This window comes from Vibrio celticus (assembly GCF_024347335.1).
Taxonomy (GTDB): Bacteria; Pseudomonadota; Gammaproteobacteria; order Enterobacterales; family Vibrionaceae; genus Vibrio; species Vibrio celticus.
The window spans coordinates 808,899-832,399 of record NZ_AP025463.1 but is presented as its reverse complement, the minus strand read 5'-3'; the positions used below and the strand labels follow the sequence as shown (position 1 = coordinate 832,399).

Sequence of the window (23,501 nt, the reverse complement as noted above, 5' to 3'; positions counted from 1 at the left end):
TATTGTGAGACACGTTATGACACCAGAGCAGCTAACCGGAAAATCAGATTCTCATCTAGAACCTAGCCTCATTGGCAGCAAAACCTTCTTGGTTCACCGTGAGGTCAAAGATGACCTAAACAATTTGATTGAAGCTGCTCAACTTGCTGGTTTCAAAATGGAGATTGCCAGTGGCTTTCGCGACTACGCAAGGCAGTCTCTGATTTGGAACCGTAAGTTTTCTGGTGAAGCGCCAATATTAGATTCAGAGAGCCAACCACTTGATGCTTCAACACTCAGTGAACATCAGAAATTGTCGGCAATCCTGAGATGGTCTGCCCTTCCCGGAGCGAGCCGTCATCATTGGGGTTGTGACTTTGATGTCTTTGCTCGAAACGACTTACCTGAAGGCACACAGTTGCAATTAGAGCCATGGGAATACCTTACTGGCCACCAGCACGCGTTTTACCAATGGCTATCTGTTCACGCTTCGCAATTTGGGTTCTTTTTTCCTTATAGCGAAGACCTAGGTGGTGTGGCGGTCGAACCATGGCATATCAGCCATCGCAAAGTATCGGAGTCGTGTTTATCACAGTTATCTCCGACTTTACTTGGCAAGCAACTCCAATCTAAGCCAATATTAGGGTATGAGATTATTATGGAGCAGCTAGACGAGATCTATGCACGCTTCGTAGCGAATATCAGTCATTAGGAGCGCTTATGTTGGAGTGGCTTACAAACCCTTGGGTTATCATCATCATCGTGGTTAGCGTTGTGGTGGGTAACATCGCAGCGCTCAAACAGACCGCCAATATGGATCTGACGGGCCGAGGTAAAACTGAGCGAGACTTAGATAAGCTCAATCGCTTGGATAAACTTAACCAAGAGAAAGCTGAAAAAGAAGAATCCAAAGACAGTAAAGACGCATAGCTTTTTTGCTTTGGCTAATCAGCTTGATTGACCAATACAACCTGATGACAACGAATACAAAAAAAGAGGACACAGTGTGTCCTCTTTTTTATTTGCTTGAGCTAATCACAGAACTGATTTAACTCCGCTCTGTGACGGCTTAAGTGCGACTACTCAGCTTTCGCTTCTTTGTCATCTTTGGTTTGGTCAGCAATATGCGCCAGTACCGGAACCATTGATTTAAGCAGCTCTTCTTCTACTGGCTTACCTGATGCATCCGTTACGTTGATTGACGTACGGTTGCCAAGATCACCAAATAGGAAGTTGTAAGTGCCTGGCGCTAAGTCAATAGGCTGTAGGCCAATTTCTTCCCAGAACTCATCATCTGGTGCTGCGTACTTCGCCTTCACCGTACCCTGAGATTGATTGCGTTCTTCAAGCTCAAAGCCCATTTCAGGCAACAAGCTAGGCAGGCGCTGCCAGAATACATTGTATGGCGTACGAGCAATAATCACAGGGAAACCACTACGGTCAGCACCCATTGAGATTGGAATACGCTTCACTAACTCTTGTGCTTTCAGCTCCGCTTCAGCACGAAGGTTTTCATCGTACTTAGCCATAACTAGGTTAGTCAGGAACGCGTTGTAACGTTCTTTATTGGTTGCCGTTACCGGTTTCTCTTCAGTACCTTCACGCCAATCAATCAGATTAATCTTGAAGCCATGACGGTTATTCGCTTGGAAGCGAGACATTGAGTAGCGGCTGCCAATCTCTACGTCTTCATCTTCAGAAACCCAAGTTACCCAATCAGTCTCAATCTCATTCTCTGATTGCTCACGAATACCAATACCACGCTGAGCCAGCATATCTACAGCCGTTTGCCACACGCGATCTGCCTCTTCAGCACGAAGAAGCCATAGTGTCACTTCACCGTTTTGACGCTCAGCACGAGCCCCTGGGATAAGCTCAAGCACTTGTTGCGGTGGACGAATATCCACTTCACGACCTGTACCACCACTGAATTCACCGCTTGGGATGTCAAAATTTGGGTAGAACTGAGGCTGAGCATCTTCAGGGAATTGCCATTGTGAAAACTCAGGTGTTTCTAAGTATTCGAAATCATCTTTGGCTTGGCGACGTTGAGTCGGGCTGCCAGAACATGCTGTAAGAACGAAAACAGCCAGTGACCCAATCACTAGCTGGTGAGAATACTTCATTTATACTCCTAAATGCCGAAGGTTCGCTTCGGCATCACTTCATACGTTTTAGTAAATGCACGCTTCAGTCATTGCTTGAGCAACAACAGGTTGAGCTGGCTCTGACAGTTCAGTCAGCGGTAGACGTAAGCCACCTTCAGCAATCAGACCCATTTTATGAACCGCCCATTTTACGGGAATAGGGTTAGACTCAACGAACAAATTCTTATGTAGAGGCATCAAACGCTCATTGATCGCTTCTGCTTCTTCAAACTTACCTTCTTTCGCTAGCTTGAACATGGTTGCCATATCAGCGGCTGCAACATTATTCGTTACAGAGATCACGCCATCGCCACCACGCTTAACAAATTCTAGACCTGTTAAGTCATCACCACTTAGTAAGATAAAGTCTTCGCCACAAAGTTCACGGTGAATTGCAATTCTGTCGAGATCACCCGTCGCATCTTTCAGTGCAACGATGTTTTCGATCTCAGCAAGGCGAGCAACCGTTTCTGGCAGCAAGTCTACAGCGGTACGACCAGGAACATTGTATAGGATTTGTGGAACGTCACTGACTTCAGCAATCGCTTTGTAGTGTTGGTACAAACCTTCTTGAGTCGGTTTGTTGTAGTAAGGCGTTACACTCAGGCAACCAGCAATACCAGAACCATTCAACAAACGGCTGAATAGAACAGATTCGTGAGTTGCATTTGCACCTGTACCAGCGATAACGGGAATACGACCATCAGCAAATTCAACGATCTTATTGACGACTTTGACATGCTCTTCAATAGTGAGTGTTGAAGACTCACCTGTTGTGCCAACCGCAACCAGACCATCACTACCTGCAGCAACATGGTGCTCAACTAACTTTTTAAGGCTGTCGAAATCCACTTCACCATCTGTATTAAATGGCGTAACTAGCGCAACGATACTTCCTGAAAACATGTCTATCTCCCTTAATTTATTCTTTTTGCATGTTACTGTAAGCCAATCAATAAACACAAGACATTAAAGTGGCTTACCGGCAACATCTGCATTAAATATTGTCGTATGTTTGAGGTAAAACGACTTCTAACGGCGTTCTACCTAGAATTTGGGTAACCTGCACTCAATCTAGCGGATAGCACATCACTGGATGTCAGTAACAAGTAAGCTGTGCTCTCATCACTCTATCTCATTTTTTAACGCGCTCGATATTCTTATCATTGGTTACATGTTCGAAGCAAGGTGGCTCATAAAAAGCCCCGTACGCACGCTTATTCCACGAGCTAACTGTGCTAACATGCATGAATCAATGGAATATAAAGAGACGTGATTTTATGACTCAACATCTAGTAATCACAGCTGTGGGCACTGATCGCCCAGGTGTATGCAACCAAGTGGTTCATTTAGTCACCCAATCAGGCTGTAACATTATTGATAGCCGTATCGCCCTGTTTGGCGAAGAGTTTACGCTTATCATGCTGCTGTCTGGAAAGGCAAACAACATTACCCGCGTTGAAACCACCTTGCCCTTGCTTGGACAAGAGCACGACTTGATTACGATTATGAAGCGAACCTCAACTCATGATGTTATTGAGAACTCTTACACAGTAGAGGTGTTCGTTGAGTCAGACGATAAAATCGGCCTTACTGAGCAGTTTACTCAGTTCTTCGCAGACCGAAACATCGGCCTCGATTCGTTAAGTGCACGAACCATCAATAAATCTAAAGTTCAACTCGACAACGACCAATTCCATATCTCTATTACCGCTTCTGTGCAATCAGAATGTAACTTGATGCAGCTACAAGAAGAATTCGATTCGCTGTGTCAGAGCCTATCAGTCCAAGGCTCGCTCAACTTTATCAAAAACAGTCTTTAAAAAGGAAATGTCATGAATACGCTAACGGCTGGTGTTCCAGCACCTGCTTTTTCTCTTCCAGATCAAGATGGCAATATCGTATCTCTTGGTGACTTCAAAGGTAAAAAAGTACTTTTCTATTTTTACCCAAAAGCAATGACTCCAGGTTGTATTGTGCAAGCGGAAGGCCTGCGTGATATCAAAGCACAGCTTGATGACCTGAACGTGGTTGTTCTAGGTGTGAGTGTTGACCCCGTAAAACGTCTACCAAACTTCGTTGAAAAGAAATCTCTAAACTTCACACTGCTATCTGATGAAGACCATAGCGTTGCTGAACAGTTTGGTGTTTGGGGTGAAAAAAAATTCATGGGTAAGGTATACGACGGTCTGCACCGTATTAGCTTCCTAATTGATGAAGAAGGTCAGATTGAACATGTCTTCAACAAGTTCAAGACTAAGACTCACCACGAAGTGGTTCTCGATTACTTCAATCAAGAAGCTTAAGGGCGATTTGAGTGAGTTAATGACTTAGATTCACCGCTTTCTAATCCAAGAGCAACACTCATTAAGCTAATTATTAAGCTAAGAGCAAAAAGGCCGAACATCATGGATGTTCGGCCTTTTTCTATAACAAGATCAATTATTTTTGATGTTCGGGGTCATCGTCTAATGCGTGACTCGGCAAGGCATTCCAAACCGCCTTAACTAGCGTCGCTAACGGGATAGCAAAGAACACGCCCCAGAATCCCCACAGTCCACCAAACACTAACACGGCAACAATAATGGCCACTGGGTGCAGGTTCACCGCTTCAGAAAAAAGAACCGGAACGAGCACGTTGCCATCTAGCGCTTGGATAATACCGTAAGCGAGAAGCAACCAGTAAAACTGAGGCTCTAATCCCCACTGGAACAGACCAACGATCGCTACCGGAACAGTCACAGCTGCCGCACCGATATAAGGGATCAGTACTGAGAAGCCAACCGCGACAGCCAACAAGACTGAATAACGCAGGTCCAGAATCGCAAAGGTTACGTAGCTGACACCACCAACGATCAAAATCTCTAAGACTTTACCGCGAATGTAGTTCGAGATTTGCTGGTTCATCTCTTCCCATACTTTGGTCGCTAAACGACGATTTCGAGGAAGTACACCACTCGCCATTCTGATCATCTCTTCTTTGTCCTTTAACAAGAAGAAGATAAGCAGTGGTACAAGAATCAAGTAAACCGCCAAGGTCGCTAAGCTCACAAGAGAAGCAAGAGAGCCTTTGACAACACTTTCACCAAAACCTAACGCTTTGTTCTTGGCGTTAGACATAATGGACTCAACGATCTGCAGGTTGGCTAGTTCTGGATAGCGTTCAGGAATCGTTGCAATGAAGTTTTGCAAGCTGCCATACATGCTTGGGATGTCATTGATTAGGTTACCCACTTGTTCCCAAATAGTTGGTACCAAACCAAAGATCGCAAGTAGCATCACGCTAAAGAACATCATGATCACCAACATCACCGAGGGCGTTCTTGGAACACCGAGTCTTTGAAGTTGGGTAACAGGCCACTCAAGCAAATAAGCCAACACAATCGCAACCAAGAGTGGTGCAATTAGGTGACCAAAGAAGTAGATCGTAATAAAGCCGAAGAGAATGATGGCAACCAAACTGACAGCATGGGGATCAGAGAAACGTCGTTTATACCAACGATTGACCATTTCAAGCATCTGACTGCAATTCCTTTTTAGTGACGAGGAGATGATGGTAATTAGAGCAAACCTCAGTGATGACGTCATAGGCTTGCTTAGACAAATAAGTAACAATATCTTTCATCGAACTGTTATCAGACACATAAATTGACAATGACTGCCCTACTTCTAACTTTACACTGTGACGCTTGGCTAATAATAGCGCCATTGGACAGCGCTCTTGGCGTAAATCTAGAATATTAGGTGTCATTCTTGAGCTCGATGCTTATTATAAGGGTCGTATTGTAATCTGTTTTTGAAAACGCGCCATCATTCATTCATCTTCCTTCACGATAGCGCACGCACTTGGCAAAGGTTAAATCAGATAAAGAACCAATTTGCATTGCACTTGTCTTACTGTCAGAAGAAACGGAGTATTACTGACTAATATGTTTAAACGCGCTCGCTCAATTGCTTGCTTATGCATCGCAGCCACATTAAGCACCCCAACTATGGCGAATGCCAATAGTTTGGATCTACCAGATATCGGTACCGCTGCTGGCGGCACACTCACTATCGACCAAGAGCTCATCTATGGTGATGCCTACATGCGCATCATCAGAAGCAGCCAGCCTATCGTAAACGACCCAGTTCTAAACCTGTATATTGATACGCTTGGCCATCGTCTGGTCGCGAACGCAAATGATGTAAAGACACCTTTCCAGTTCTTTATGATCCGTGACCGCAACATCAACGCCTTTGCTTTCTTTGGTGGTTATGTTGCTTTGCACTCCGGTCTGTTCCTGCATGCACAATCTGAAAGTGAATTAGCTTCTGTATTAGCGCACGAAATCGCGCACGTAACCCAACGTCACTTAGCACGTAGTATGGAAGACCAAGCGCGCCGTTCTCCAGCAACCATTGCAGCCCTTGCGGCGTCTGTATTGCTGGCGATTGCAGCCCCTGAAGCCGGCATTGCAGCCCTAACGGCAACGACTGCGGGTAATATGCAAAGCCAAATCAACTACACACGTAGTAATGAAAAAGAAGCCGACCGCTTTGGTATCAACACGCTGGCAAAAGCTGGGTTTGATGTGAATGCAATGCCACGTTTCTTTGGCCGTTTGGCTGATGAATACCGCTATGCAAGCACACCACCGCCAATGCTACTGACTCACCCATTACCAGAAGACCGAATTACCGATTCACGTGCTCGTGCTCGTAGTTACCCGCCACTGAAACTGGCTCCCTCTCTGGACTACCACCTAGCAAGAGCTCGCATTGTTGCTCGCTATGCTGGCATTAATAATGATGCTGCTCTTGATTGGTTTGAGCGTCAGCTAAAGAAAGCCCCTAAAGCTTTGGTTCCGTCATTAGAATACGGCCAAGCACTGGTTTACCTAGACTCTAAAAAATTAGACAAAGCAGAGCCCATCCTGAACAAGCTGATTAACAGCGACCCAACCAACCTGTTTTATCTAGATGCTATTTCTGATCTGCACATCGAGAAGAAACAGCCTGAGGTTGCAATTAAAGAACTTAAATCGGCACTGGTTCGTCAACCAAACAACCCGGTTCTGACCATTAACTACGCCAATGCACTGATTGAAAATGAAGATCTACAGGAAGCCGTTCGCGTATTGCAACGTTACACGCACGATAATCCGAACGACACCAATGGCTGGCACTTACTTTCTAAAGTAAATACGAGCCTTGGTAATAGCGACGAAGAACTGGCTGCTCGTGCAGAAATTTTGGCTCTGCAAGCCAACTGGAACAAAGCGATTCAGTACTACACGCAAGCAAGTCAAATCGCAGAATTAGGAAGCCTAAAACAAGCACGCTACGACGCTCGAATTGATCAGCTAATGATTCAGAGAGAACGCTTCTTGTCGCTACAATAGTAGCGTTTACTGATAACAGCTCGTTACCAGAATAAAAAGAAAGCTCAACGTTACACAAAAAAGAAGTCACTTCTGGTGGCTTCAGCTAAACAATTAAATCAAAAATAATAATGAGGAAGAACCATGTCTGTCGTGATTTATCATAACCCACGCTGCTCAAAGAGCCGTCAAACTCTAGAAGTGCTTCAGGAAAACGGCGTACAGCCAGAGGTAATCAAATACCTAGACACCCCTTTGACTGTTGAACAGCTGAAAGTACTATTCACTCAGCTTGGTTTTGACAGTGTTCGCGACATGATGCGCACCAAAGAAGCGGACTACAAAGAAGCAAACCTTGGTGATGCTTCAGTTACTGATGAAGATCTTTTCGCCGCGATGGCAACCAATCCAAAACTGTTTGAGCGCCCAGTCGTTGTCGCGAACAACAAAGCAAAAATTGGTCGTCCACCAGAGCAAGTGCTAGAGATTCTGTAATCCAATATGAGCATTAACATTCTTGTTCTTTACTACAGTCGCCACGGCAACACACAAGCTCTAGCAAGGCAGATTGCACGAGGGGTGGAGTCCATCCCGAACTGTGAAGCCATGTTAAGAACGGTGAACGACGTGTACACGGTAGAGGAGCAGCCTGATTCACGCTATCAACCAACCGATCCTATTGCCTCGTTACAAGAGCTTCGATCTTGTGATGGTTTGGCGCTAGGCAGTCCGGTTTGGTTTGGCAACATGGCCGGGCCAATGAAGCACTTTTGGGATAGCACGACATCAATGTGGATCAATGGCGATCTCATCGATAAACCAGCTTGTGTCTTTACCTCTTCTTCATCACTGCATGGTGGTCAAGAGACGACACAGCAAAGCATGATGTTGCCCCTACTTCATCACGGCATGTTAGTCGTGGGCATCCCCTACTCAGAACCTGCACTGCACACCACGCAAACCGGTGGTACGCCTTATGGTGCAAGCAGTACTGGAGAGAGCGCTTCGCTTAGCAAAGAAGAGATTGAGTTGGCGCAAAACCTAGGTAAACGCCTAGCGCGCATCGCGTTAAACCAGAAGGGAATTTATCAATGATGTATATGCCAGAGAAGGCTATGTCTCCCAAAACCAAGCTATTTCGCTACCTTGCTTTAGCGGGCAACTTGTCACTTTTATTCTGGGTGGTAGCTTGGCAGATGACACTTTCACCGCACCCTCATCTCAGTAATGTCACACTGGCGATTGCTTGGGCTATCCCGCTATTACTGCCACTGCCGGGCATTTTAGCAGGAAAACCTTATACGCACGCATGGGCGAATTTCGTCTTGATGCTCTATTTCCTACACGCACTAACTATTGTGTATGTAGACGATGGTGAACGTTTATTAGCGGCTGTAGAACTGCTTCTGACGACTCTAGGTTTCGCGGGCAATATCTTATTTACTCGCTTTAGAGCCAAAGAGTTAGGCATCAAGTTGAAGCGTCTTTCCGAAGTAGAAAAGAAAGAAAAAGCTAAGTTCGAGCAATAATATTGAGCCCATGCTTTTAAACTGAACGCTTACAAACAAAAAGCCCTGCGAGATTGCTCTTGCAGGGCTTTTTTCATGTTTTCATTTCAATCAGTCATGTCAGCTGACAACTATGAGCGAACCCACTCGTAGACCAAGCTTGGCTTAGCATGTACTGGCGCAGTGATGGTTAGATCTTCTGTACTAGAATCCTCTAACGTTGCGTCAGGCGTATTCGTTAGCTCAGTATCCTCAGACACCTCGTTGCCCTTAATCACTTGCACGCCTGAGTCAGTTTCGTCACCAACGACTTCAGCAGCATCTGTTGAATCGTCACCTACAGACATGGTGTTGTCTTGAGTTTCAAATTCAGGGCTCACTTCAGGCTCAATGTAAGATTCTTCAACCTTCGCAACTTGGCGAATACTTGCAACTTCTTGCTCAAACTCTTGTTGAGTCGACAATAAGTGAATTCGGAAAGTGACTTCGTTGTTCTGAATCTTCAGAATATCTAGGCTTGCCACCGAGTTGAGACGCTTAAGTGCGTTTTCCAACTGAAAGAAGTCTTGAGCATTATTCAGGCTAATAAACTGCGTTAAAATCGATTCTGATGACTCACTCGCTACCGTCACAGCACTTTTTCCTGCGTAGTAGTTACTGATTTGGTCGACTAACTTCTTAGAAGTCGTGGCACTGTTACCTGATAAAGAACCACTTACAGGCGATGTTGGTGCGCTCGTCAATTGACTTGGCTTTTGATCGTATAGAGTCCAACGTAGACCTGAAGATTGAGCCTTTATCACCAACACAGCATCAACAGGATAACGCTGACTCGCTTTACTGATTGGCGTAACAAAGCTACCCCACAAATCAGAAGTCGCAATACCCGTAATATCGTCAAAGTCACCCACAGGCAGCGTTAGAGGCAAGCCACGCTCTTTTGCGTTAGCTTGTAAGCTAGCTGCTAACTCTGAGTTAGAGTGTTCCCATACGATGTTCTTGTCGTAGTTGTCCTCTTCCACCAGCCAAACAAGGATGTTTGAACGCGTGTCAGGCCAGTAAGGTAACTGTGCTTGAGTCAACAGAGAACGGATTTGAGCACCGTTAAAACGCATACGCAATGTTGATTGGTCATTGCTTTCGCCAAAACTCATTTGAGACATGTACTGCGAACTCTTGCGCATCGCCTTTTGAATCGTCTCATTCGAAGCGACATCAGTTTGGCCAGTCGCACGTATCAATACCTGCTCCATACCTGTATTTCTTGCCACTTGTTCTGGCTGTTTGTCTTCAGCGTTAATCGCAACTTCAGCACTAAAAATATCTACTTGAGTTAAGGCATAACTCGGAGAGGCTAATAGTCCCATCAACAACAATGCTATGTAGCGCATACTGATCCTAATATTCAAATCTTGTGCCTAGATGATAAGCAACTATGGATTGAGGGGCAAGGTCGATAGCGCCCACTGTGTTTAATAACCACAAAATATCACCTGGCCATGATAAATCGCTCACTTATAAACTGAATTTCTAGGGCTTAGATGGATATAAAACATCACTAAGATAAATAAATTTGATCTATCTGGTGTAGCAATCGATTGCTAAGTGATAGAATCCCGCGAATTTTATTTTTCACTTTTCATATAACGACCATTTTTAAGGACATATCATGAAAAATGCTTTGCAAGGTGCGCAAATGCTGTTCGTAGCTTTTGGTGCGCTTGTACTCGTGCCGCTACTAACAGGACTTGATCCTAACGTTGCACTCTTTGGCGCAGGTATCGGTACCCTTTTATTCCAACTTATTACACGCCGTTCAGTGCCAATCTTCTTAGCGTCTTCTTTCGCATTCATCGCGCCTATCATGTTTGGTATTCAAACTTGGGGTGTAGGTGCAACCATGGGCGGCCTTATGGCGGCGGGTGTTGTGTATGTACTAATGGGCGCGTTAATTAAAGTTCGTGGCGTTGGCTTCATCCATAAACTGCTTCCACCTGTCGTGGTTGGCCCTGTGATCATGGTTATCGGTTTAGGCCTTGCGCCTGTTGCGGTTAACATGGCGCTAGGTAAGACAGGCGATGGCGCGGTTCAGCTTGTTGATGCAGACGCTGCACTGTGGATCTCTTCGATTTCACTGTTAGTGACCATTGTCATCAGTGTGTTCTCTAAAGGCTTCCTTAAGCTACTGCCAATCTTCGGTGGTATTGTCGCGGGTTACATCACTAGCTTGGTTTATGGCGCAGTCGACTTCACACCAGTAGCGCAAGCATCTTGGTTGGCTCTGCCAAACTTCACAGCGCCAGAGTTCAACATCAACGCTATCTTCTTTATGGTATTTGTTGCGATTGCACCTGCTGTTGAGCACGTAGGCGACATGCTTGCTATCTCTAACGTGACCGGTAAAGACTACCTTAAAAAACCTGGCCTACACCGCACAATTACTGGTGACGGTGTGGCAACAATTGCTGCTTCAATGCTAGGCGCGCCACCAAACACTACCTACAGTGAAGTAACAGGCGCAGTAATGCTGACCAAAGCATTCAACCCAGTGATCATGACTTGGGCTGCGGTAACCGCCATCGTTCTGGCATTGGTTGGTAAGCTAGGTGCACTACTTCAAACGATTCCGGTTCCTGTAATGGGCGGCATCATGATTCTACTGTTTGGTTCTATCGCAACCGTAGGCTTGAATACTCTAATTCAGAACAAAGTTGACCTGCACAAATCACGTAATCTTGTGATTGTGGGCATTACCTTAGTCTTTGGTATTGGCGGCATGGCATTTGGCATCGGCGACTTTAGCCTACAGGGCGTAAGCTTATGTGGCATCGTAGCGATTCTACTTAACCTAGTACTTCCAGATGAGCTAGGTGACAACACTGTGGTAGATAAAGCTCAAATCGATTAATGAGTCGGTAAGGCTAGATTCCAAAGAATCACAACCTAACAAGATCAAAAAAGGGAGAGCATCGAATGCTCTCCCTTTTTATTAATACGGTTAATTCAGCGAGTTAAGGAACTGTTTAGAGTCACTTAAGCTGAAACCGAATTACTTAGTACCGAAGATCTTATCGCCAGCATCGCCAAGACCAGGAACAATGTAGCCCTTGTCGTTTAGCTTCTCATCGATTGCAGCCGTGTAAAGCTCAACATCTGGGTGCGCTTTTTCTAGAGCAGCGATACCTTCAGGAGCAGCAACAAGCACAAGAATCTTAAAGTGCTTACAACCTTTCTCTTTCATCAGGTCGATAGTCGCGATCATAGAACCACCTGTCGCAAGCATTGGGTCTACCACTAGAGCAATACGCTCATCGATGTTAGATGCAAGCTTGTTGAAGTATGGTACTGGCTCAAGTGTTTCTTCGTCACGGTAGATACCAACAACGCTGATACGTGCACTTGGGATGTGCTCAAGAACGCCGTCCATCATGCCTAGACCAGCACGTAGGATTGGCACTACCGTTACTTTTTTACCTTTAATTTGGTCAACTTCTACTGGACCGTTCCAACCGTTAATCGTCACACGCTCAGTTTCAAAGTCTGATGTCGCTTCGTATGTTAGAAGGCTACCCACTTCTGTCGCTAGCTCACGAAAACGCTTAGTGCTAATCTCACCTTCACGCATCAGGCCAATTTTATGTTTTACTAGCGGGTGTTTCACTTCAACAACTTTCATTTCCAACTCCGGCAATATTTAAACAAACCTGTAGATTATACACGAACTCTAAGGTTATTTCAGAATCTTTATTCTAATAAAAAAAACCGCGCAAACGTTTGCTCTTGGTAATCAAGCCCTGTTAGAATAGCGCCGTTTTCACATCCAACTTAAGTTCGAGGACTATCCCGTGAGTGGTAATACTTCTTCTCTAAGCTACAAAGACGCTGGTGTTGATATCGACGCAGGTAATGCACTAGTAGACCGTATCAAAGGTGCTGTTAAACGCACTCGTCGCCCTGAAGTAATGGGCGGTATTGGTGGCTTTGGCGCCCTATGTGAACTTCCAACGAAATACAAAGAGCCGGTACTTGTTTCAGGTACTGATGGTGTTGGTACTAAACTTCGCCTTGCTTTGGATCTGAAAAAACACGACACCATTGGTATCGACCTAGTGGCAATGTGTGTGAACGACTTAATCGTTCAAGGTGGTGAGCCGCTATTCTTCCTAGACTACTACGCAACAGGTAAGCTAGATGTAGATACAGCAGCAGACGTTGTTTCTGGTATTGCTGAAGGCTGTGTTCAAGCTGGCTGTGCACTAATCGGTGGTGAAACTGCTGAAATGCCAGGCATGTACGAAGGCGACGACTACGATGTAGCTGGCTTCTGTGTTGGTGTTGTAGAAAAAGCTGACATCATTGACGGCACTAAAGTAGCAGCAGGCGACGCACTTATCGCTGTCGGCTCAAGTGGTCCACACTCAAACGGTTACTCTTTAATTCGTAAAGTTCTAGAAGTTTCTGGTGCTGATAAGAGTGAAGAACTAGAAGGTCGCACTATTGGTGAGCACCTACTAGAACCTACTAAGATTTACATCAAATCGGCACTTAAGATGATTGCAGAGCATGACATTCATGCTATCTCGCACATCACAGGTGGTGGTTTCTGGGAAAACATCCCACGCGTACTTCCTGAAGGTACTAAAGCCGTCATTGATGGCAAGAGCTGGGAATGGCCTGCTATCTTCAACTGGCTACAAGAGAAAGGTAACGTGGAGACATTTGAAATGTACCGCACTTTCAACTGTGGTGTAGGCCTAGTTGTTGCTCTACCTAAAGATCAAGCAGACGCTGCTGTTGAACTACTGAAAGCTGAAGGCGAAAACGCTTGGGTTATCGGTGAGATCGCAAACGCTGAAGCTGGCGAAGAGCAAGTAGAAATCAAATAAGTGATACGTTCACTTACTTAGTTAATCAATGAGGACCTAATGGTCCTCATTTTGCTATTTAGCCCGCAGAAAACCTTAGTTTATGTAGGTACATTGTAAACAGTTCAGTTAATCAATCGTATGACCCACTCTATGAAAAACAATCACTCAAATAAAACCAGTCACTCTAATAAAAACATCGTTGTGTTAGTTTCAGGAAGCGGAAGTAACTTACAGGCAATTTTGGATGCCTGTGATAACAATATGATTGATGCTTCAGTTAAGGCTGTCTTCTCAAACAAAGCAGAGGCTTTTGGATTAGAACGAGCGAAAACCGCAGGTGTTGACGCACATTCAGTGAATCCAAAAGACTTTGGTTCACGTGAAGAGTTCGATCATGAATTGATGATTCAGATTGATGCATACCAACCCGATTTAATCGTACTTGCGGGATACATGCGTATCCTGAGTTCAGAGTTTGTTCGTCACTATGCGGGTAAAATGGTCAACATCCACCCTTCCCTGTTGCCTAAATACCCAGGCCTACACACCCACCAGCGTGCCATTGATGCACAAGACAAAGAGCACGGAACTAGTGTCCACTTTGTGACCGAAGAGCTTGATGGTGGCCCTGTGATCTTACAAGCTAAGGTTCCGGTATTTGAAGATGATGATGCTGATATGTTGGCAAGCCGAGTGCTTACTCAAGAACACTGCATTTACCCTATGGTCTGTAAATGGTTCGCCGAAGATCGTTTATCAATGCTAAATGGGCAAGCTGTCTTAGACGGTAAGGCATTAGGTAAACACGGTTACGCAGAAGAGTAATTCTTCAGATACTAAATCAAATCCAAAAAAGGCCGCTCACTGATTCATTAGTTCAGTAAGCGGCCTTTTTTATAGGGTTCAAATAATGCTATTCGGGATACTTAGCTCAGCTCAATGGTTCAGTTGGCGCTTGGCTTGCTACCTTCTTCGGCGCATAAGCGACATCTTCCAACGCTTTATGATTGTTTCCAATCAGCTCACCAAAATGAAACAGCGCATATTCGCCCGGCTTCATTCTAAACCACTCTTCATTGTCTGTTAGAGGCTGAGTTGCCACCACTGTAACCACATCATTAGGCGTGGTCTCTTCCTGGAAGTTTATCTCAACATCTTCATCAATCAGGCTCGCTTTACCAAAAGGTGCGCGCCTTGTTATCCAGTACAAATGGTTGGTGCAGTACGTCATCACATACTCACCATCACTGAGTAACATGTTGAAAACGCCTTTCTCACGCAGCTTGTCACAACACTCAGCCACAAAGCGAAACATACCTTCCATATCTTGAGGTGGCTCAGGGAAACGCTCTTCAAGTTGTTTGAGTAGCCAACAGAAAGAGAGCTCACTGTCTGTCTCGCCAACCGGTCTGAAACGACCACTAATCAGATCGTCGTAATCCGTTAATTGACCATTGTGAGCAAAGGTCCAATATCGCCCCCAAAGCTCACGAGTAAAAGGGTGTGTATTCTCTAGATTAACACCACCACGGTTCGCTTGACGGATATGACTGACAACGGCTTGGCTTTTAATTGGGTAGTTTTGAACCAACTCAGCGATCTTAGATTCACAGCTAGGGTTAGGATCTTTAAATGTACGAAAACCCTTTCCTTCATAGAAGGTAATACCCCAGCCATCGCGGTGCGGGCCAGTATTGCCTCCACGCTGCATAAGACCAGTAAAGCTAAAACAAATATCAGTTGGCACATTCGCGCTCATACCGAGCAATTCACACATGGTTTAATCTACTCCCTATTAAAACCAATGGAGCCACAAACCTGGGCTCCAAATGTCTGTAAAACTATTATTCCATCTCTTTTTCAACAAGCTGAATCACAATATGAATGATCTTAATGTGAATCTCTTGGATGCGATCTGCATAACCAAAGTGTGGCACTCGGATTTCGATATCAGCACAACCCGCCATCTTACCGCCATCTTTACCCGTCAATGCAATCGTCTTCATGCCTTTAGCTTGAGCAGCTTCAATCGCTTTTAGAATATTGGCAGAGTTACCTGAAGTCGACAGACTGAACAACACATCACCTTTACGACCTACCGCTTCTACATAACGAGAAAATACGTGGTCGTAGCCAAAATCATTACTCACGCAAGACAGGTGGCTTGGATCTGAAATCGCAATGCCAGCGTAACCTGGACGGTTTTCACGGTATCGGCCAGTAAGCTCTTCCGCAAAGTGCATTGCGTCACAGTGTGAACCACCGTTACCACAAGAAAGCACCTTACCGTCTTGCTTGAATGAGTCAGCAATCAGTTTTGCCGCCGCTTCAATTTGAGCGATGTTATGGTCATCACTTAGGAACTTATTCAGAACGTCAGCAGCTTCGTTCAATTCACTTTTGATTAGGTCTTGGTACATAAGGCTTATCTCTTATTTTTTTGACGCAGCTTAAAGTGCGTGAAATGAGAACTGAGGGTTTTCCCCTCTTTATAGCTGAGTTTACCCACAAACATGAAATAGTGTCGACACTTAAGCCCAAAGATTGCCACCTTAATTAACTTGTCGTTGTAAATCCGTCCAAATATTCGCCACCAACCTCTCACAATTAGAACTTTAACTCTATTGAGATCACTTTTTATTCACTTTAGAGTTTTACAAATATTTAATATTTTGTTTACACTTAACTGGTTAGACCTCTTACCTAAACTTAATAACAATAAGTGATCTCTGAAAAGGAAATCGATCATGAACATATTGCTCTCCCTACTCGGCATGACCGCCATCTTAGGCGTCTGTCTTTACCATAGAGTTAGTCTGGTACGTGCATTAGTTGTATTAACCGGCGCAATGGTAGCATTAACACTGTTTGGCGGCGTGGCTGTTACTGGCTGGCTTTGCTATCTATTAGCCGTTGCGATCTTTGCTGTACCGACCATTCGTCAGACACTGATCAGCCAAAAAGCACTCTCTTTATTTAAGAAAGTTCTACCGGCGATGTCTCAGACAGAAAAAGAAGCACTAGAAGCTGGCACAGTATGGTGGGAAGCAGAGCTGTTCAAAGGCAAACCTGAATGGAAGAAGCTTCAGAACATTGCTGACCCGAAACTCTCTGAAGCTGAGCAAGCGTTTTTAGATGGTCCAGTAAATACCGTGTGTGAAATGGTCAATGATTACCAAGTCACTCATGAGCTTGCTGATTTACCACCAGAAGTATGGCAATACCTGAAAGACCATAAATTCTTCGCCATGATAATCAAGAAAAAATACGGCGGCTTAGAGTTCTCAGCTTACGCTCAATCTTTGGTTCTACAGAAGCTAACGGGCGTTTCGAGCGTATTGTCATCGACGGTTGGCGTACCTAACTCATTAGGCCCTGGTGAGCTATTACAGCACTACGGTACAGAAGAACAAAGAAACCACTACCTGCCTCGCCTAGCGGAAGGTAAAGAGATCCCTTGTTTTGCTCTGACTAGCCCAGAAGCCGGTTCAGATGCAGGTTCAATCCCAGATTACGGTGTGGTTTGTAAAGGCGACTGGCAAGGCGAAGAAGTATTGGGCATGCGCCTAACTTGGAACAAGCGTTACATCACTCTCGCGCCTGTCGCGACCGTTTTAGGCTTGGCTTTTAAATTGCGTGACCCGGATGGTCTGCTTGGTGACCAAAAAGATCTTGGTATCACCTGTGCGCTTATCCCAACGGATTTAAAAGGCGTAGAGATTGGCAACCGCCACTTCCCACTAAACGTACCTTTCCAGAATGGTCCAACCCAAGGCGACGATATCTTCGTGCCTATCGATTTCATCATTGGTGGCCAGAAAATGGCTGGTCAAGGCTGGCGTATGCTGGTTGAGTGTCTGTCGGTTGGTCGTGGTATCACACTGCCTTCAAACTCAACCGGTGGCATTAAGTCTGCTGCGCTCGCAACAGGTGCTTACGCTCGTATCCGCCGTCAGTTCAAACAACCGATTGGCCGCATGGAAGGGGTTGAAGAGCCACTTGCACGCCTAGCGGGTAACGCTTATGTAATGGACGCAGCAAGTAACCTAACCGTCGCGGGCATCGACCTTGGCGAAAAGCCTTCGGTTATCTCTGCAATCGTTAAGTACCACTGTACTCACCGTGGCCAACGCAGCATCATTGATGCGATGGATATCGTCGGCGGTAAAGGCATTTGTTTAGGCCCATCGAACTTCCTAGCTCGTGGCTACCAAGGCTCACCTATCGCGATTACGGTTGAAGGCGCAAACATCCTGACTCGTTCAATGATCATCTATGGTCAAGGTGCGATTCGCTGTCACCCTTACGTACTTAACGAAATGGAAGCCGCTTATTCTGAAAGCAGCGATGCGCTTGATAAGTTTGATTCAGCGTTAGCAGGACACGTTAGCTTTACGATGAGTAACCTAGTCCGCAGTTTGTGGTTTGGTTTAACCGACGGTCGTGGTTCTGATGCGCCAACACCTTCAAATAAAACGGATAAACAGACACAGCGTTACTACCAACAGCTAAACCGCTACAGTGCAAACCTAGCGCTACTGTCTGATATTTCAATGGCAGTTCTGGGCGGATCACTGAAGCGTAGAGAACGTTTATCAGCAAGACTGGGGGATATCCTGAGTCAACTTTACCTCGGTTCAGCAACGTTGAAGCGCTTTGAAAGTGAAGGCAGCCACGCTGAAGATCTACCGTTAGTACATTGGGGGATGCAAGATAGCTTACGTCAGACTGAAGTGGCGATTGATGAGTTCTTAGCGAACTTCCCTAACCCTGTGATTGGTCGTCTGCTTCGTGTTGTGCTAATGCCATTTGGTCGTATCCGTCGAGCTCCAAACGACAAGCTCGATAGCAAAGTGGCGCACATTCTACAAACACCAAGCGAAACGCGCTCTCGTATAGGTCGCGGCCAATACCTAGAAGCGACGGAATACAACCCAGTAGGTAAGATTGAAAAAGCGCTAGAAGTGATTCTTCAAGCTGAACCTCTGTTCGACAAAGTCTGCAAAGAGACACATCAAAAACGTGCCTTCCTACGACTTGACCTTGTTGCTCAGTTGGGACTTGAGAAAGGTATCTTAACGCAAGAAGAAGCAAACCTTCTGATTAGCGCTGAGGAACACAGATTGTACACGATTAACGTAGATGACTTCTCACCTGAGGAGCTTGCAGCAAAGTCGCAGTACCCAGACCAATCGATTGATAACGTCGCTTAAGGCCAGAAAAAGAAACAAAAACGGGACTCCAATGAGTCCCGTTTTTTTGTTCATGATTTCGTTGCCGCAAATTCCAATGCTTTATCTAGCGGCTGATTCTCTCTAAACAATCTAATCATCTAAGCGAGTTACTTGGGCGCCTTGAGCTGCATCTCAGGTAACGCTTTTTTCTTCGCTTTAACCTTACGAACCACAAACCAAATCAATAAGCCCAATAGAATCGCGACCACATTACCCACCGCAATAATGATCATACTGCGCTGTCTGTCATCTTCACGTTTTTGAAGGATCATCAACTCTGTTGCAATACGCTTCTGTTCAGCAAGAGCTTCTTCTTGAAGGCGTCGTGACTCTGCTAAGTCGATATCTTCAACAACGCTGTATGACTGCTCGGTAATTGGAAAGATCAGCGGGCGCTGACTTGAAGCATCAGTGGCGTAAACCATCCCAGACCAATTATAGATCCCTAAATCGCCATTGTAAGGCACCTCAAGAGCGACTTTCATTGCGTCGACTTCAGCTTGCCCCTGCTTGTACATCACATATTCATCAGGAGCCTTGTGCTCAACATGAACCGCTAACGAGCTCGGTGCGATCATCCCCTGCTCACCAGACACCACAATAGTATGAGGTAAGCCCTCTTTTCGTGACTGAATGAAGGTGCTAGTGATCGGTGTTGGATAAACCAAGACTTCTTGCTCTTGCGCTCGCAAGAACACACCATTACCAGAGGTAATACGCACTCGGTATTTACCGGGCTCGATATCAATAGGCAAAGAGACCGTGAACACACCATCTCCAGCCTTTTCATCAAGATCAGCGCCATCGTCGGCAAACTCGCCCATCACAACCGGCACCGGGCGCGCTTCTCTCACCAAAGACTCTTCGTTTTCAACAAACTTAGTAAAGATGACCTTAAGCTTCACGCGATCGAGAAAATCGCGCAGCACCAGCGGCTTGCCATCAGAAGTCAGTCGAGCGGTAAATTTGATGCGTTCTGTTTGATACAACTTATCTGGGAACTCATTAGCATCCAAAACTAGATGAGACAGCAGCTTGATGTTGTTCTTAGGGGAAACTTTACCGACCGCTTGCCAAGGGCCAGGCATCGGATTGTCGATAGAAATAATGTCCATAGACGATTCTTCGTACCAACGGACATTATCAGCATTGCGCCAAGAGTAGTATTTCTTGCCATCAGGGCGAACCAAAACGACAGGTTTAGAATTATCGGCTCGATAAATCACAAAGGTGACTTGTTCAATACTGGGATCAACTCGAAAACGGTTGTCCAATAAACTCATTACGGATTCGGTTGCTGCATGTAAGCCAAAGCTTAACAGCAATAAGCAACCGGTAGCCAATACCCTTAACATACTTTCTCCCTACTGACGCCAGAGGCAGCTTCCGCTTTTCTCGACGAGATCTAAACGACTTTGATGCGCTTCTACTTCATCGGCCGTAGCTCGTAAAACCTTTAGGGATTTTCGACCACTTTCTACTCTTCGTATGCTTTCGGCTTCGCCTTCCTGTTGACCAGCGTTAAATTGCAGCGAAGTTTGACCACCCGTCATCAATAAGTAGACGTCGGCTAGGATCTCCGCATCGAGCAATGCGCCGTGGAGAGTACGGTGCGAGTTATCGATACCGTAACGGTCACATAAGATATCTAGGTTGTTTCTTTTACCCGGGAATATCTTCTTCGCCATTGCCAAGGTATCGGTAACTTTACAGTAGTCATCCGTTTTACCTATCGCTGGGTTGAGCTTCTCAAACTCATAGTCCATAAAGCCTGTATCGAAGGGCGCGTTATGAGCCACCAGCTCCGCACCTTTGATAAAGTCGAGAAACTCTTTATGTATGTCTTGGTATTCAGGCTTATCAATCAAGAATTCATCGGTAATACCGTGAACGCCAATCGCCTCTTCTTGAATCGCACGATCGGGCTTGATGTAGACGTGGAAATGACGCCCGGTCAGCCTACGGTTGATGATCTCGACTGCACCAATTTCAACGATGCGGTGACCCATATAGTGAGGGCCACCTTCTGTATTCATACCGGTGGTTTCGGTATCGAGTACAACAATGCGCTTATTTTCGTTCGAACTGTTTTTTTCGTTCGTGCTTTGTTCTGGAGTGCTACTGGTATTCATAAGGATAACTGTGTCAGACTATGACGATAATGTGCTTGAGGTAATAGTATCAAATCATGACGAAACAAGTTGAAATTTTCACTGATGGTTCTTGTTTAGGCAACCCTGGTCCCGGTGGCTATGGCATCGTACTTCGCTACAAGAAAGTCGAGAAGACGCTAGCAGAAGGCTTCACGCTAACAACCAATAACCGCATGGAAATGCTCGCCGCTGTCGTTGCTCTCCAAGCCCTCAAAGAGCCTTGTTCTGTGATTCTGACCACAGATAGCCAATACGTGCGTCAAGGCATCACACAGTGGATTCACAACTGGAAAAAGCGTGACTGGAAAACAGCCGACAAGAAACCGGTTAAAAATGCCGATCTGTGGCAAAGGCTTGATAAAGAAACCGCTCGCCATAGCGTTGATTGGCGCTGGGTAAAAGGACACGCAGGACACAGAGAAAACGAAATGTGTGATGATTTAGCAAGAAACGCAGCGGAAAATCCGACTAAAGAAGATACGGGCTATCAGCCAAGTTAATCGTCTTCTAGAATTAGACGTACATTTCAGAAAATGATTTATTGTTCCTGAAACTGATTGATAACGCCTTAAATTAATTGATAATTTCTTAACCGAACTAGTAGATGAAAAGCCGATAACTAGTCGGCTTTTTCTGTTTTTAGCGGATATGACGCTTTGGCTGAATCCATTGTACGACGCGTATTGGTTCTAAAACTTGCCCCAACAGGCGAGAAACGTCGCTTGAGGTGCCAATGTGGCTTGATGGGTTTTAGCGGGTAAGTACGCTTACGAGCAACAATAAAGTATTGGCTTCCGGCGAAGGATGCACAACCACCTAAACTGTTCTCCAACCACGTCCACATCGCTTGATACTTACTCATCGGAAACAGCGCGTAGGTGTCACAATGAATTACTTCATAGTTAAGTACACCAAACCAGTCTTTAATTCGACTTGGCGTGTACATGCGGCCACTCCAGGGTAAGCTGTTCTTTCGCCAAGGCATCAAACTGGCAAGCCCAGTGACACTGATTGGGTTGAAGCCAGTGATAATGATATAGCCATCGTCCATCATCACTCGATCGACTTCTCTCAATAATCGATGCGGGTCATTGCTATAATCTAGCTGATGACTCAGTACTACAACATCAAAGCTTTTCTCCAAAAAGGGTAAATTATAGCCATCCGCTATCACATTATGTAATGGGTTCTGGATATCTAGGTTTACTTGATGTTGAATGTTGCATGTGCAGCTAGAAATCTCACTACTGAGGCCACCGAGCTTGAGCATATGGTAACCAAATAGCTTTGGGCACCACTCATCGAGTCGAGTTTGAATAGATTCTCTCAACCAGTCCCCATTGTGCAATTGCGCCCAAGTGTAAGGACGTTCAAACTTCTTTCTGCTACGTGCTGGCTTCATCAATAATCTGTCTCACTTATTCTGTCGCACCAAAAGTGACTGGAGAACCAATAATGTTACATATCAAAAGCATACCTGCATTTAACGACAATTACATCTGGCTGATTCAAAATAGCGATCGCCGTTGTGCTGTCGTCGACCCTGGTGATGCGGCTCCAGTATTAAAGTACTTAGCACACCATGAGCTAACTTTAGATGCAATCTTGATTACTCACCACCACCATGATCACATTGGTGGTGTTCCAGAACTCGTTAGACAATTTCCCGGCGTCGATGTTGTCGGTCCAAGGAATGAACCTATCCCTACCTTAACTCATCCGGTCGATGATGGTGATCAATTAGAACTGTTTGGCGAAGTATTCCTCGTCCTAGGGCTCAGTGGCCATACTGCGGGTCATATTGGTTATGTGGGTGATGCCAAACTGTTTTGTGGTGATGTGTTGTTCTCTGCGGGCTGTGGCCGAATCATGGAAGGCACACCACAACAGATGTTCGATGCACTGAATAAGATCACGGCGCTGCCTCAAGAAACCGAAGTTTATTGTGCACATGAGTACACTGCAGCCAATATCGCTTTCGCATTAGCCGTAGAGCCTGATAACCAACATTTGCAGCAATATCGCGACCAAGTGAACCGACTTCGCGCTCAAAATAAGTCGACCATCCCCACAAATTTGAGACAAGAGAAGTTTGTGAACCCCTTCCTGCGCTATACCGAGCCAAGTGTAGTGAAATCAGTGTCTAATCGCACCGAGCAGACCGATCCTTTATCGGTATTCACCGCTTTACGTGCGTGGAAGAACGAATTTTAACAAATACAGGCTTGTCACTCATAGGGGGTGGCAAG

At 45.4% G+C, this 23,501-nt stretch carries 25 protein-coding genes; 14 read left to right on the top strand and 11 right to left on the bottom strand.

All coding sequences use genetic code 11. The annotated features are described in order from the left end of the window. The first annotated feature begins 16 nt into the window (after positions 1 to 16). The gene (locus tag OCV19_RS03975) at positions 17 to 691 is read left to right on the top strand and encodes a M15 family metallopeptidase (protein WP_065675257.1); all 675 of its coding nucleotides are present in this window, start codon (positions 17 to 19) and stop codon (positions 689 to 691) included. An 8-nt stretch (positions 692 to 699) separates the two neighbouring features. After that, positions 700 to 909 carry a DUF2897 family protein gene (locus OCV19_RS03970; RefSeq protein WP_048606545.1) on the top strand — a complete coding sequence of 70 codons (210 nt, stop codon included), beginning with the start codon at positions 700 to 702 and terminating at the stop codon, positions 907 to 909. Between the two features lie 149 nt (positions 910 to 1,058). On the opposite strand, the gene bamC is transcribed toward OCV19_RS03970, so the two are convergent. Both bamC and dapA read right to left on the bottom strand, forming a co-directional pair. Next, positions 1,059 to 2,105, bottom strand: coding sequence for an outer membrane protein assembly factor BamC (bamC, locus tag OCV19_RS03965; RefSeq protein WP_065675256.1), 1,047 nt, complete (start codon positions 2,103 to 2,105; stop codon positions 1,059 to 1,061). Between the two features lie 48 nt (positions 2,106 to 2,153). Then, the gene (dapA, locus tag OCV19_RS03960; RefSeq protein ID WP_050644965.1) at positions 2,154 to 3,032 is read right to left on the bottom strand and encodes a 4-hydroxy-tetrahydrodipicolinate synthase; all 879 of its coding nucleotides are present in this window, start codon (positions 3,030 to 3,032) and stop codon (positions 2,154 to 2,156) included. 374 nt (positions 3,033 to 3,406) lie between these two features. Between dapA and OCV19_RS03955 the strand changes: the two genes are divergently transcribed. Both OCV19_RS03955 and bcp read left to right on the top strand, forming a co-directional pair. Continuing rightward, the gene (locus OCV19_RS03955; protein WP_017060705.1) at positions 3,407 to 3,949 is read left to right on the top strand and encodes a glycine cleavage system protein R; all 543 of its coding nucleotides are present in this window, start codon (positions 3,407 to 3,409) and stop codon (positions 3,947 to 3,949) included. A 12-nt stretch (positions 3,950 to 3,961) separates the two neighbouring features. Beyond that, a complete protein-coding gene (bcp, locus tag OCV19_RS03950; RefSeq protein ID WP_010436585.1) occupies positions 3,962 to 4,432 on the top strand; it encodes a thioredoxin-dependent thiol peroxidase in 471 nt (156 codons plus the stop codon). Between the two features lie 136 nt (positions 4,433 to 4,568). On the opposite strand, the gene OCV19_RS03945 is transcribed toward bcp, so the two are convergent. Continuing rightward, complete coding sequence (locus tag OCV19_RS03945; RefSeq protein WP_019821634.1) at positions 4,569 to 5,645, bottom strand: AI-2E family transporter; 1,077 nt, start codon at positions 5,643 to 5,645, stop codon at positions 4,569 to 4,571. Continuing rightward, the gene (locus tag OCV19_RS03940; RefSeq protein ID WP_017060709.1) at positions 5,638 to 5,877 is read right to left on the bottom strand and encodes a sulfurtransferase TusA family protein; all 240 of its coding nucleotides are present in this window, start codon (positions 5,875 to 5,877) and stop codon (positions 5,638 to 5,640) included. The genes OCV19_RS03945 and OCV19_RS03940 overlap by 8 nt, the downstream gene beginning before the upstream one ends. 178 nt (positions 5,878 to 6,055) lie before the next feature. On the opposite strand from OCV19_RS03940, the gene bepA reads away from it, so the two are divergent. The 4 genes from bepA to OCV19_RS03920 all read left to right on the top strand — a co-directional run bounded on the left by bepA (position 6,056) and on the right by OCV19_RS03920 (position 9,018). Further along, the gene (gene bepA, locus OCV19_RS03935) at positions 6,056 to 7,510 is read left to right on the top strand and encodes a beta-barrel assembly-enhancing protease (protein ID WP_065675255.1); all 1,455 of its coding nucleotides are present in this window, start codon (positions 6,056 to 6,058) and stop codon (positions 7,508 to 7,510) included. 123 nt (positions 7,511 to 7,633) lie between these two features. Then, complete coding sequence (arsC, locus tag OCV19_RS03930; RefSeq protein ID WP_065675254.1) at positions 7,634 to 7,984, top strand: arsenate reductase (glutaredoxin); 351 nt, start codon at positions 7,634 to 7,636, stop codon at positions 7,982 to 7,984. Between the two features lie 6 nt (positions 7,985 to 7,990). Continuing rightward, positions 7,991 to 8,584, top strand: a complete 594-nt coding sequence (gene wrbA / locus OCV19_RS03925; protein WP_065675253.1) for an NAD(P)H:quinone oxidoreductase — start codon at positions 7,991 to 7,993, stop codon at positions 8,582 to 8,584. Continuing rightward, entirely contained in the window at positions 8,581 to 9,018 is a 438-nt protein-coding gene (locus OCV19_RS03920) for a DUF2069 domain-containing protein (RefSeq protein ID WP_065675252.1), read from the top strand. The genes wrbA and OCV19_RS03920 overlap by 4 nt, the downstream gene beginning before the upstream one ends. 110 nt (positions 9,019 to 9,128) lie before the next feature. On the opposite strand, the gene OCV19_RS03915 is transcribed toward OCV19_RS03920, so the two are convergent. Continuing rightward, entirely contained in the window at positions 9,129 to 10,388 is a 1,260-nt protein-coding gene (locus OCV19_RS03915; protein WP_065675251.1) for a DUF2066 domain-containing protein, read from the bottom strand. A 278-nt stretch (positions 10,389 to 10,666) separates the two neighbouring features. On the opposite strand from OCV19_RS03915, the gene OCV19_RS03910 reads away from it, so the two are divergent. Then, complete coding sequence (locus OCV19_RS03910; protein WP_050619933.1) at positions 10,667 to 11,905, top strand: uracil-xanthine permease family protein; 1,239 nt, start codon at positions 10,667 to 10,669, stop codon at positions 11,903 to 11,905. 141 nt (positions 11,906 to 12,046) lie between these two features. Here OCV19_RS03910 and upp read toward each other — a convergent pair whose 3' ends face one another. Continuing rightward, on the bottom strand, positions 12,047 to 12,673 hold the full coding sequence (gene upp, locus OCV19_RS03905; RefSeq protein ID WP_017060716.1) for a uracil phosphoribosyltransferase: 627 nt from the start codon (positions 12,671 to 12,673) through the stop codon (positions 12,047 to 12,049). A gap of 169 nt (positions 12,674 to 12,842) precedes the next feature. Here upp and purM point away from each other — a divergent pair, with 169 nt between their 5' ends. Next, positions 12,843 to 13,883, top strand: a complete 1,041-nt coding sequence (gene purM / locus OCV19_RS03900; RefSeq protein WP_008222945.1) for a phosphoribosylformylglycinamidine cyclo-ligase — start codon at positions 12,843 to 12,845, stop codon at positions 13,881 to 13,883. 132 nt (positions 13,884 to 14,015) lie between these two features. Then, positions 14,016 to 14,690, top strand: a complete 675-nt coding sequence (gene purN / locus OCV19_RS03895) for a phosphoribosylglycinamide formyltransferase (protein WP_050644959.1) — start codon at positions 14,016 to 14,018, stop codon at positions 14,688 to 14,690. A gap of 106 nt (positions 14,691 to 14,796) precedes the next feature. On the opposite strand, the gene OCV19_RS03890 is transcribed toward purN, so the two are convergent. Both OCV19_RS03890 and lpcA read right to left on the bottom strand, forming a co-directional pair. Beyond that, positions 14,797 to 15,642 (bottom strand): class II glutamine amidotransferase, encoded by an 846-nt coding sequence (locus OCV19_RS03890; RefSeq protein WP_050633987.1) that lies wholly within the window; start codon positions 15,640 to 15,642, stop codon positions 14,797 to 14,799. Between the two features lie 67 nt (positions 15,643 to 15,709). Then, positions 15,710 to 16,285, bottom strand: coding sequence for a D-sedoheptulose 7-phosphate isomerase (lpcA, locus tag OCV19_RS03885; protein WP_065675250.1), 576 nt, complete (start codon positions 16,283 to 16,285; stop codon positions 15,710 to 15,712). Positions 16,286 to 16,612: 327 nt separating this feature from the next. Here lpcA and fadE point away from each other — a divergent pair, with 327 nt between their 5' ends. Beyond that, positions 16,613 to 19,078: an acyl-CoA dehydrogenase FadE gene (gene fadE / locus OCV19_RS03880; protein WP_065675249.1), complete on the top strand. Its 2,466-nt coding sequence runs from the start codon at positions 16,613 to 16,615 to the stop codon at positions 19,076 to 19,078. A 128-nt stretch (positions 19,079 to 19,206) separates the two neighbouring features. Here the strand turns inward: fadE and OCV19_RS03875 are convergent, their stop codons facing one another. Together OCV19_RS03875 and dnaQ are read right to left on the bottom strand one after the other, a co-directional pair. Then, positions 19,207 to 20,454 carry a TIGR03503 family protein gene (locus OCV19_RS03875; RefSeq protein WP_065675248.1) on the bottom strand — a complete coding sequence of 416 codons (1,248 nt, stop codon included), beginning with the start codon at positions 20,452 to 20,454 and terminating at the stop codon, positions 19,207 to 19,209. Between the two features lie 9 nt (positions 20,455 to 20,463). After that, positions 20,464 to 21,231 (bottom strand): DNA polymerase III subunit epsilon, encoded by a 768-nt coding sequence (gene dnaQ / locus OCV19_RS03870; protein WP_017060722.1) that lies wholly within the window; start codon positions 21,229 to 21,231, stop codon positions 20,464 to 20,466. Positions 21,232 to 21,287: 56 nt separating this feature from the next. Here dnaQ and rnhA point away from each other — a divergent pair, with 56 nt between their 5' ends. Further along, entirely contained in the window at positions 21,288 to 21,752 is a 465-nt protein-coding gene (gene rnhA, locus OCV19_RS03865) for a ribonuclease HI (RefSeq protein ID WP_048661234.1), read from the top strand. A 119-nt stretch (positions 21,753 to 21,871) separates the two neighbouring features. On the opposite strand, the gene OCV19_RS03860 is transcribed toward rnhA, so the two are convergent. Then, on the bottom strand, positions 21,872 to 22,654 hold the full coding sequence (locus OCV19_RS03860) for a class I SAM-dependent methyltransferase (RefSeq protein ID WP_065675247.1): 783 nt from the start codon (positions 22,652 to 22,654) through the stop codon (positions 21,872 to 21,874). Positions 22,655 to 22,707: 53 nt separating this feature from the next. Between OCV19_RS03860 and gloB the strand changes: the two genes are divergently transcribed. Next, positions 22,708 to 23,466, top strand: a complete 759-nt coding sequence (gene gloB / locus OCV19_RS03855) for a hydroxyacylglutathione hydrolase (protein ID WP_065675246.1) — start codon at positions 22,708 to 22,710, stop codon at positions 23,464 to 23,466. The last annotated feature ends 35 nt before the right edge of the window (positions 23,467 to 23,501 follow it).

Bases quoted from the DNA above. Each gene is read 5' to 3' on its own strand.
- OCV19_RS03945 (WP_019821634.1), bottom strand. From the start codon at position 5,645: ATGCTTGAAATGGTCAATCGTTGGTATAAACGACGTTTCTCTGATCCC.
- rnhA (WP_048661234.1), top strand. From the start codon at position 21,288: ATGACGAAACAAGTTGAAATTTTCACTGATGGTTCTTGTTTAGGCAAC.
- gloB (WP_065675246.1), top strand. From the start codon at position 22,708: ATGTTACATATCAAAAGCATACCTGCATTTAACGACAATTACATCTGG.
- upp (WP_017060716.1), bottom strand. From the start codon at position 12,673: ATGAAAGTTGTTGAAGTGAAACACCCGCTAGTAAAACATAAAATTGGC.
- bcp (WP_010436585.1), top strand. From the start codon at position 3,962: ATGAATACGCTAACGGCTGGTGTTCCAGCACCTGCTTTTTCTCTTCCA.
- OCV19_RS03940 (WP_017060709.1), bottom strand. From the start codon at position 5,877: ATGACACCTAATATTCTAGATTTACGCCAAGAGCGCTGTCCAATGGCG.
- OCV19_RS03890 (WP_050633987.1), bottom strand. From the start codon at position 15,642: ATGTGTGAATTGCTCGGTATGAGCGCGAATGTGCCAACTGATATTTGT.
- OCV19_RS03970 (WP_048606545.1), top strand. From the start codon at position 700: ATGTTGGAGTGGCTTACAAACCCTTGGGTTATCATCATCATCGTGGTT.
- OCV19_RS03920 (WP_065675252.1), top strand. From the start codon at position 8,581: ATGATGTATATGCCAGAGAAGGCTATGTCTCCCAAAACCAAGCTATTT.
- purN (WP_050644959.1), top strand. From the start codon at position 14,016: ATGAAAAACAATCACTCAAATAAAACCAGTCACTCTAATAAAAACATC.
- arsC (WP_065675254.1), top strand. From the start codon at position 7,634: ATGTCTGTCGTGATTTATCATAACCCACGCTGCTCAAAGAGCCGTCAA.
- bamC (WP_065675256.1), bottom strand. From the start codon at position 2,105: ATGAAGTATTCTCACCAGCTAGTGATTGGGTCACTGGCTGTTTTCGTT.
- OCV19_RS03975 (WP_065675257.1), top strand. From the start codon at position 17: ATGACACCAGAGCAGCTAACCGGAAAATCAGATTCTCATCTAGAACCT.
- dapA (WP_050644965.1), bottom strand. From the start codon at position 3,032: ATGTTTTCAGGAAGTATCGTTGCGCTAGTTACGCCATTTAATACAGAT.
- OCV19_RS03860 (WP_065675247.1), bottom strand. From the start codon at position 22,654: ATGAAGCCAGCACGTAGCAGAAAGAAGTTTGAACGTCCTTACACTTGG.
- OCV19_RS03875 (WP_065675248.1), bottom strand. From the start codon at position 20,454: ATGTTAAGGGTATTGGCTACCGGTTGCTTATTGCTGTTAAGCTTTGGC.
- OCV19_RS03955 (WP_017060705.1), top strand. From the start codon at position 3,407: ATGACTCAACATCTAGTAATCACAGCTGTGGGCACTGATCGCCCAGGT.
- wrbA (WP_065675253.1), top strand. From the start codon at position 7,991: ATGAGCATTAACATTCTTGTTCTTTACTACAGTCGCCACGGCAACACA.
- dnaQ (WP_017060722.1), bottom strand. From the start codon at position 21,231: ATGAATACCAGTAGCACTCCAGAACAAAGCACGAACGAAAAAAACAGT.
- OCV19_RS03910 (WP_050619933.1), top strand. From the start codon at position 10,667: ATGAAAAATGCTTTGCAAGGTGCGCAAATGCTGTTCGTAGCTTTTGGT.
- OCV19_RS03915 (WP_065675251.1), bottom strand. From the start codon at position 10,388: ATGCGCTACATAGCATTGTTGTTGATGGGACTATTAGCCTCTCCGAGT.
- fadE (WP_065675249.1), top strand. From the start codon at position 16,613: ATGAACATATTGCTCTCCCTACTCGGCATGACCGCCATCTTAGGCGTC.
- lpcA (WP_065675250.1), bottom strand. From the start codon at position 16,285: ATGTACCAAGACCTAATCAAAAGTGAATTGAACGAAGCTGCTGACGTT.
- bepA (WP_065675255.1), top strand. From the start codon at position 6,056: ATGTTTAAACGCGCTCGCTCAATTGCTTGCTTATGCATCGCAGCCACA.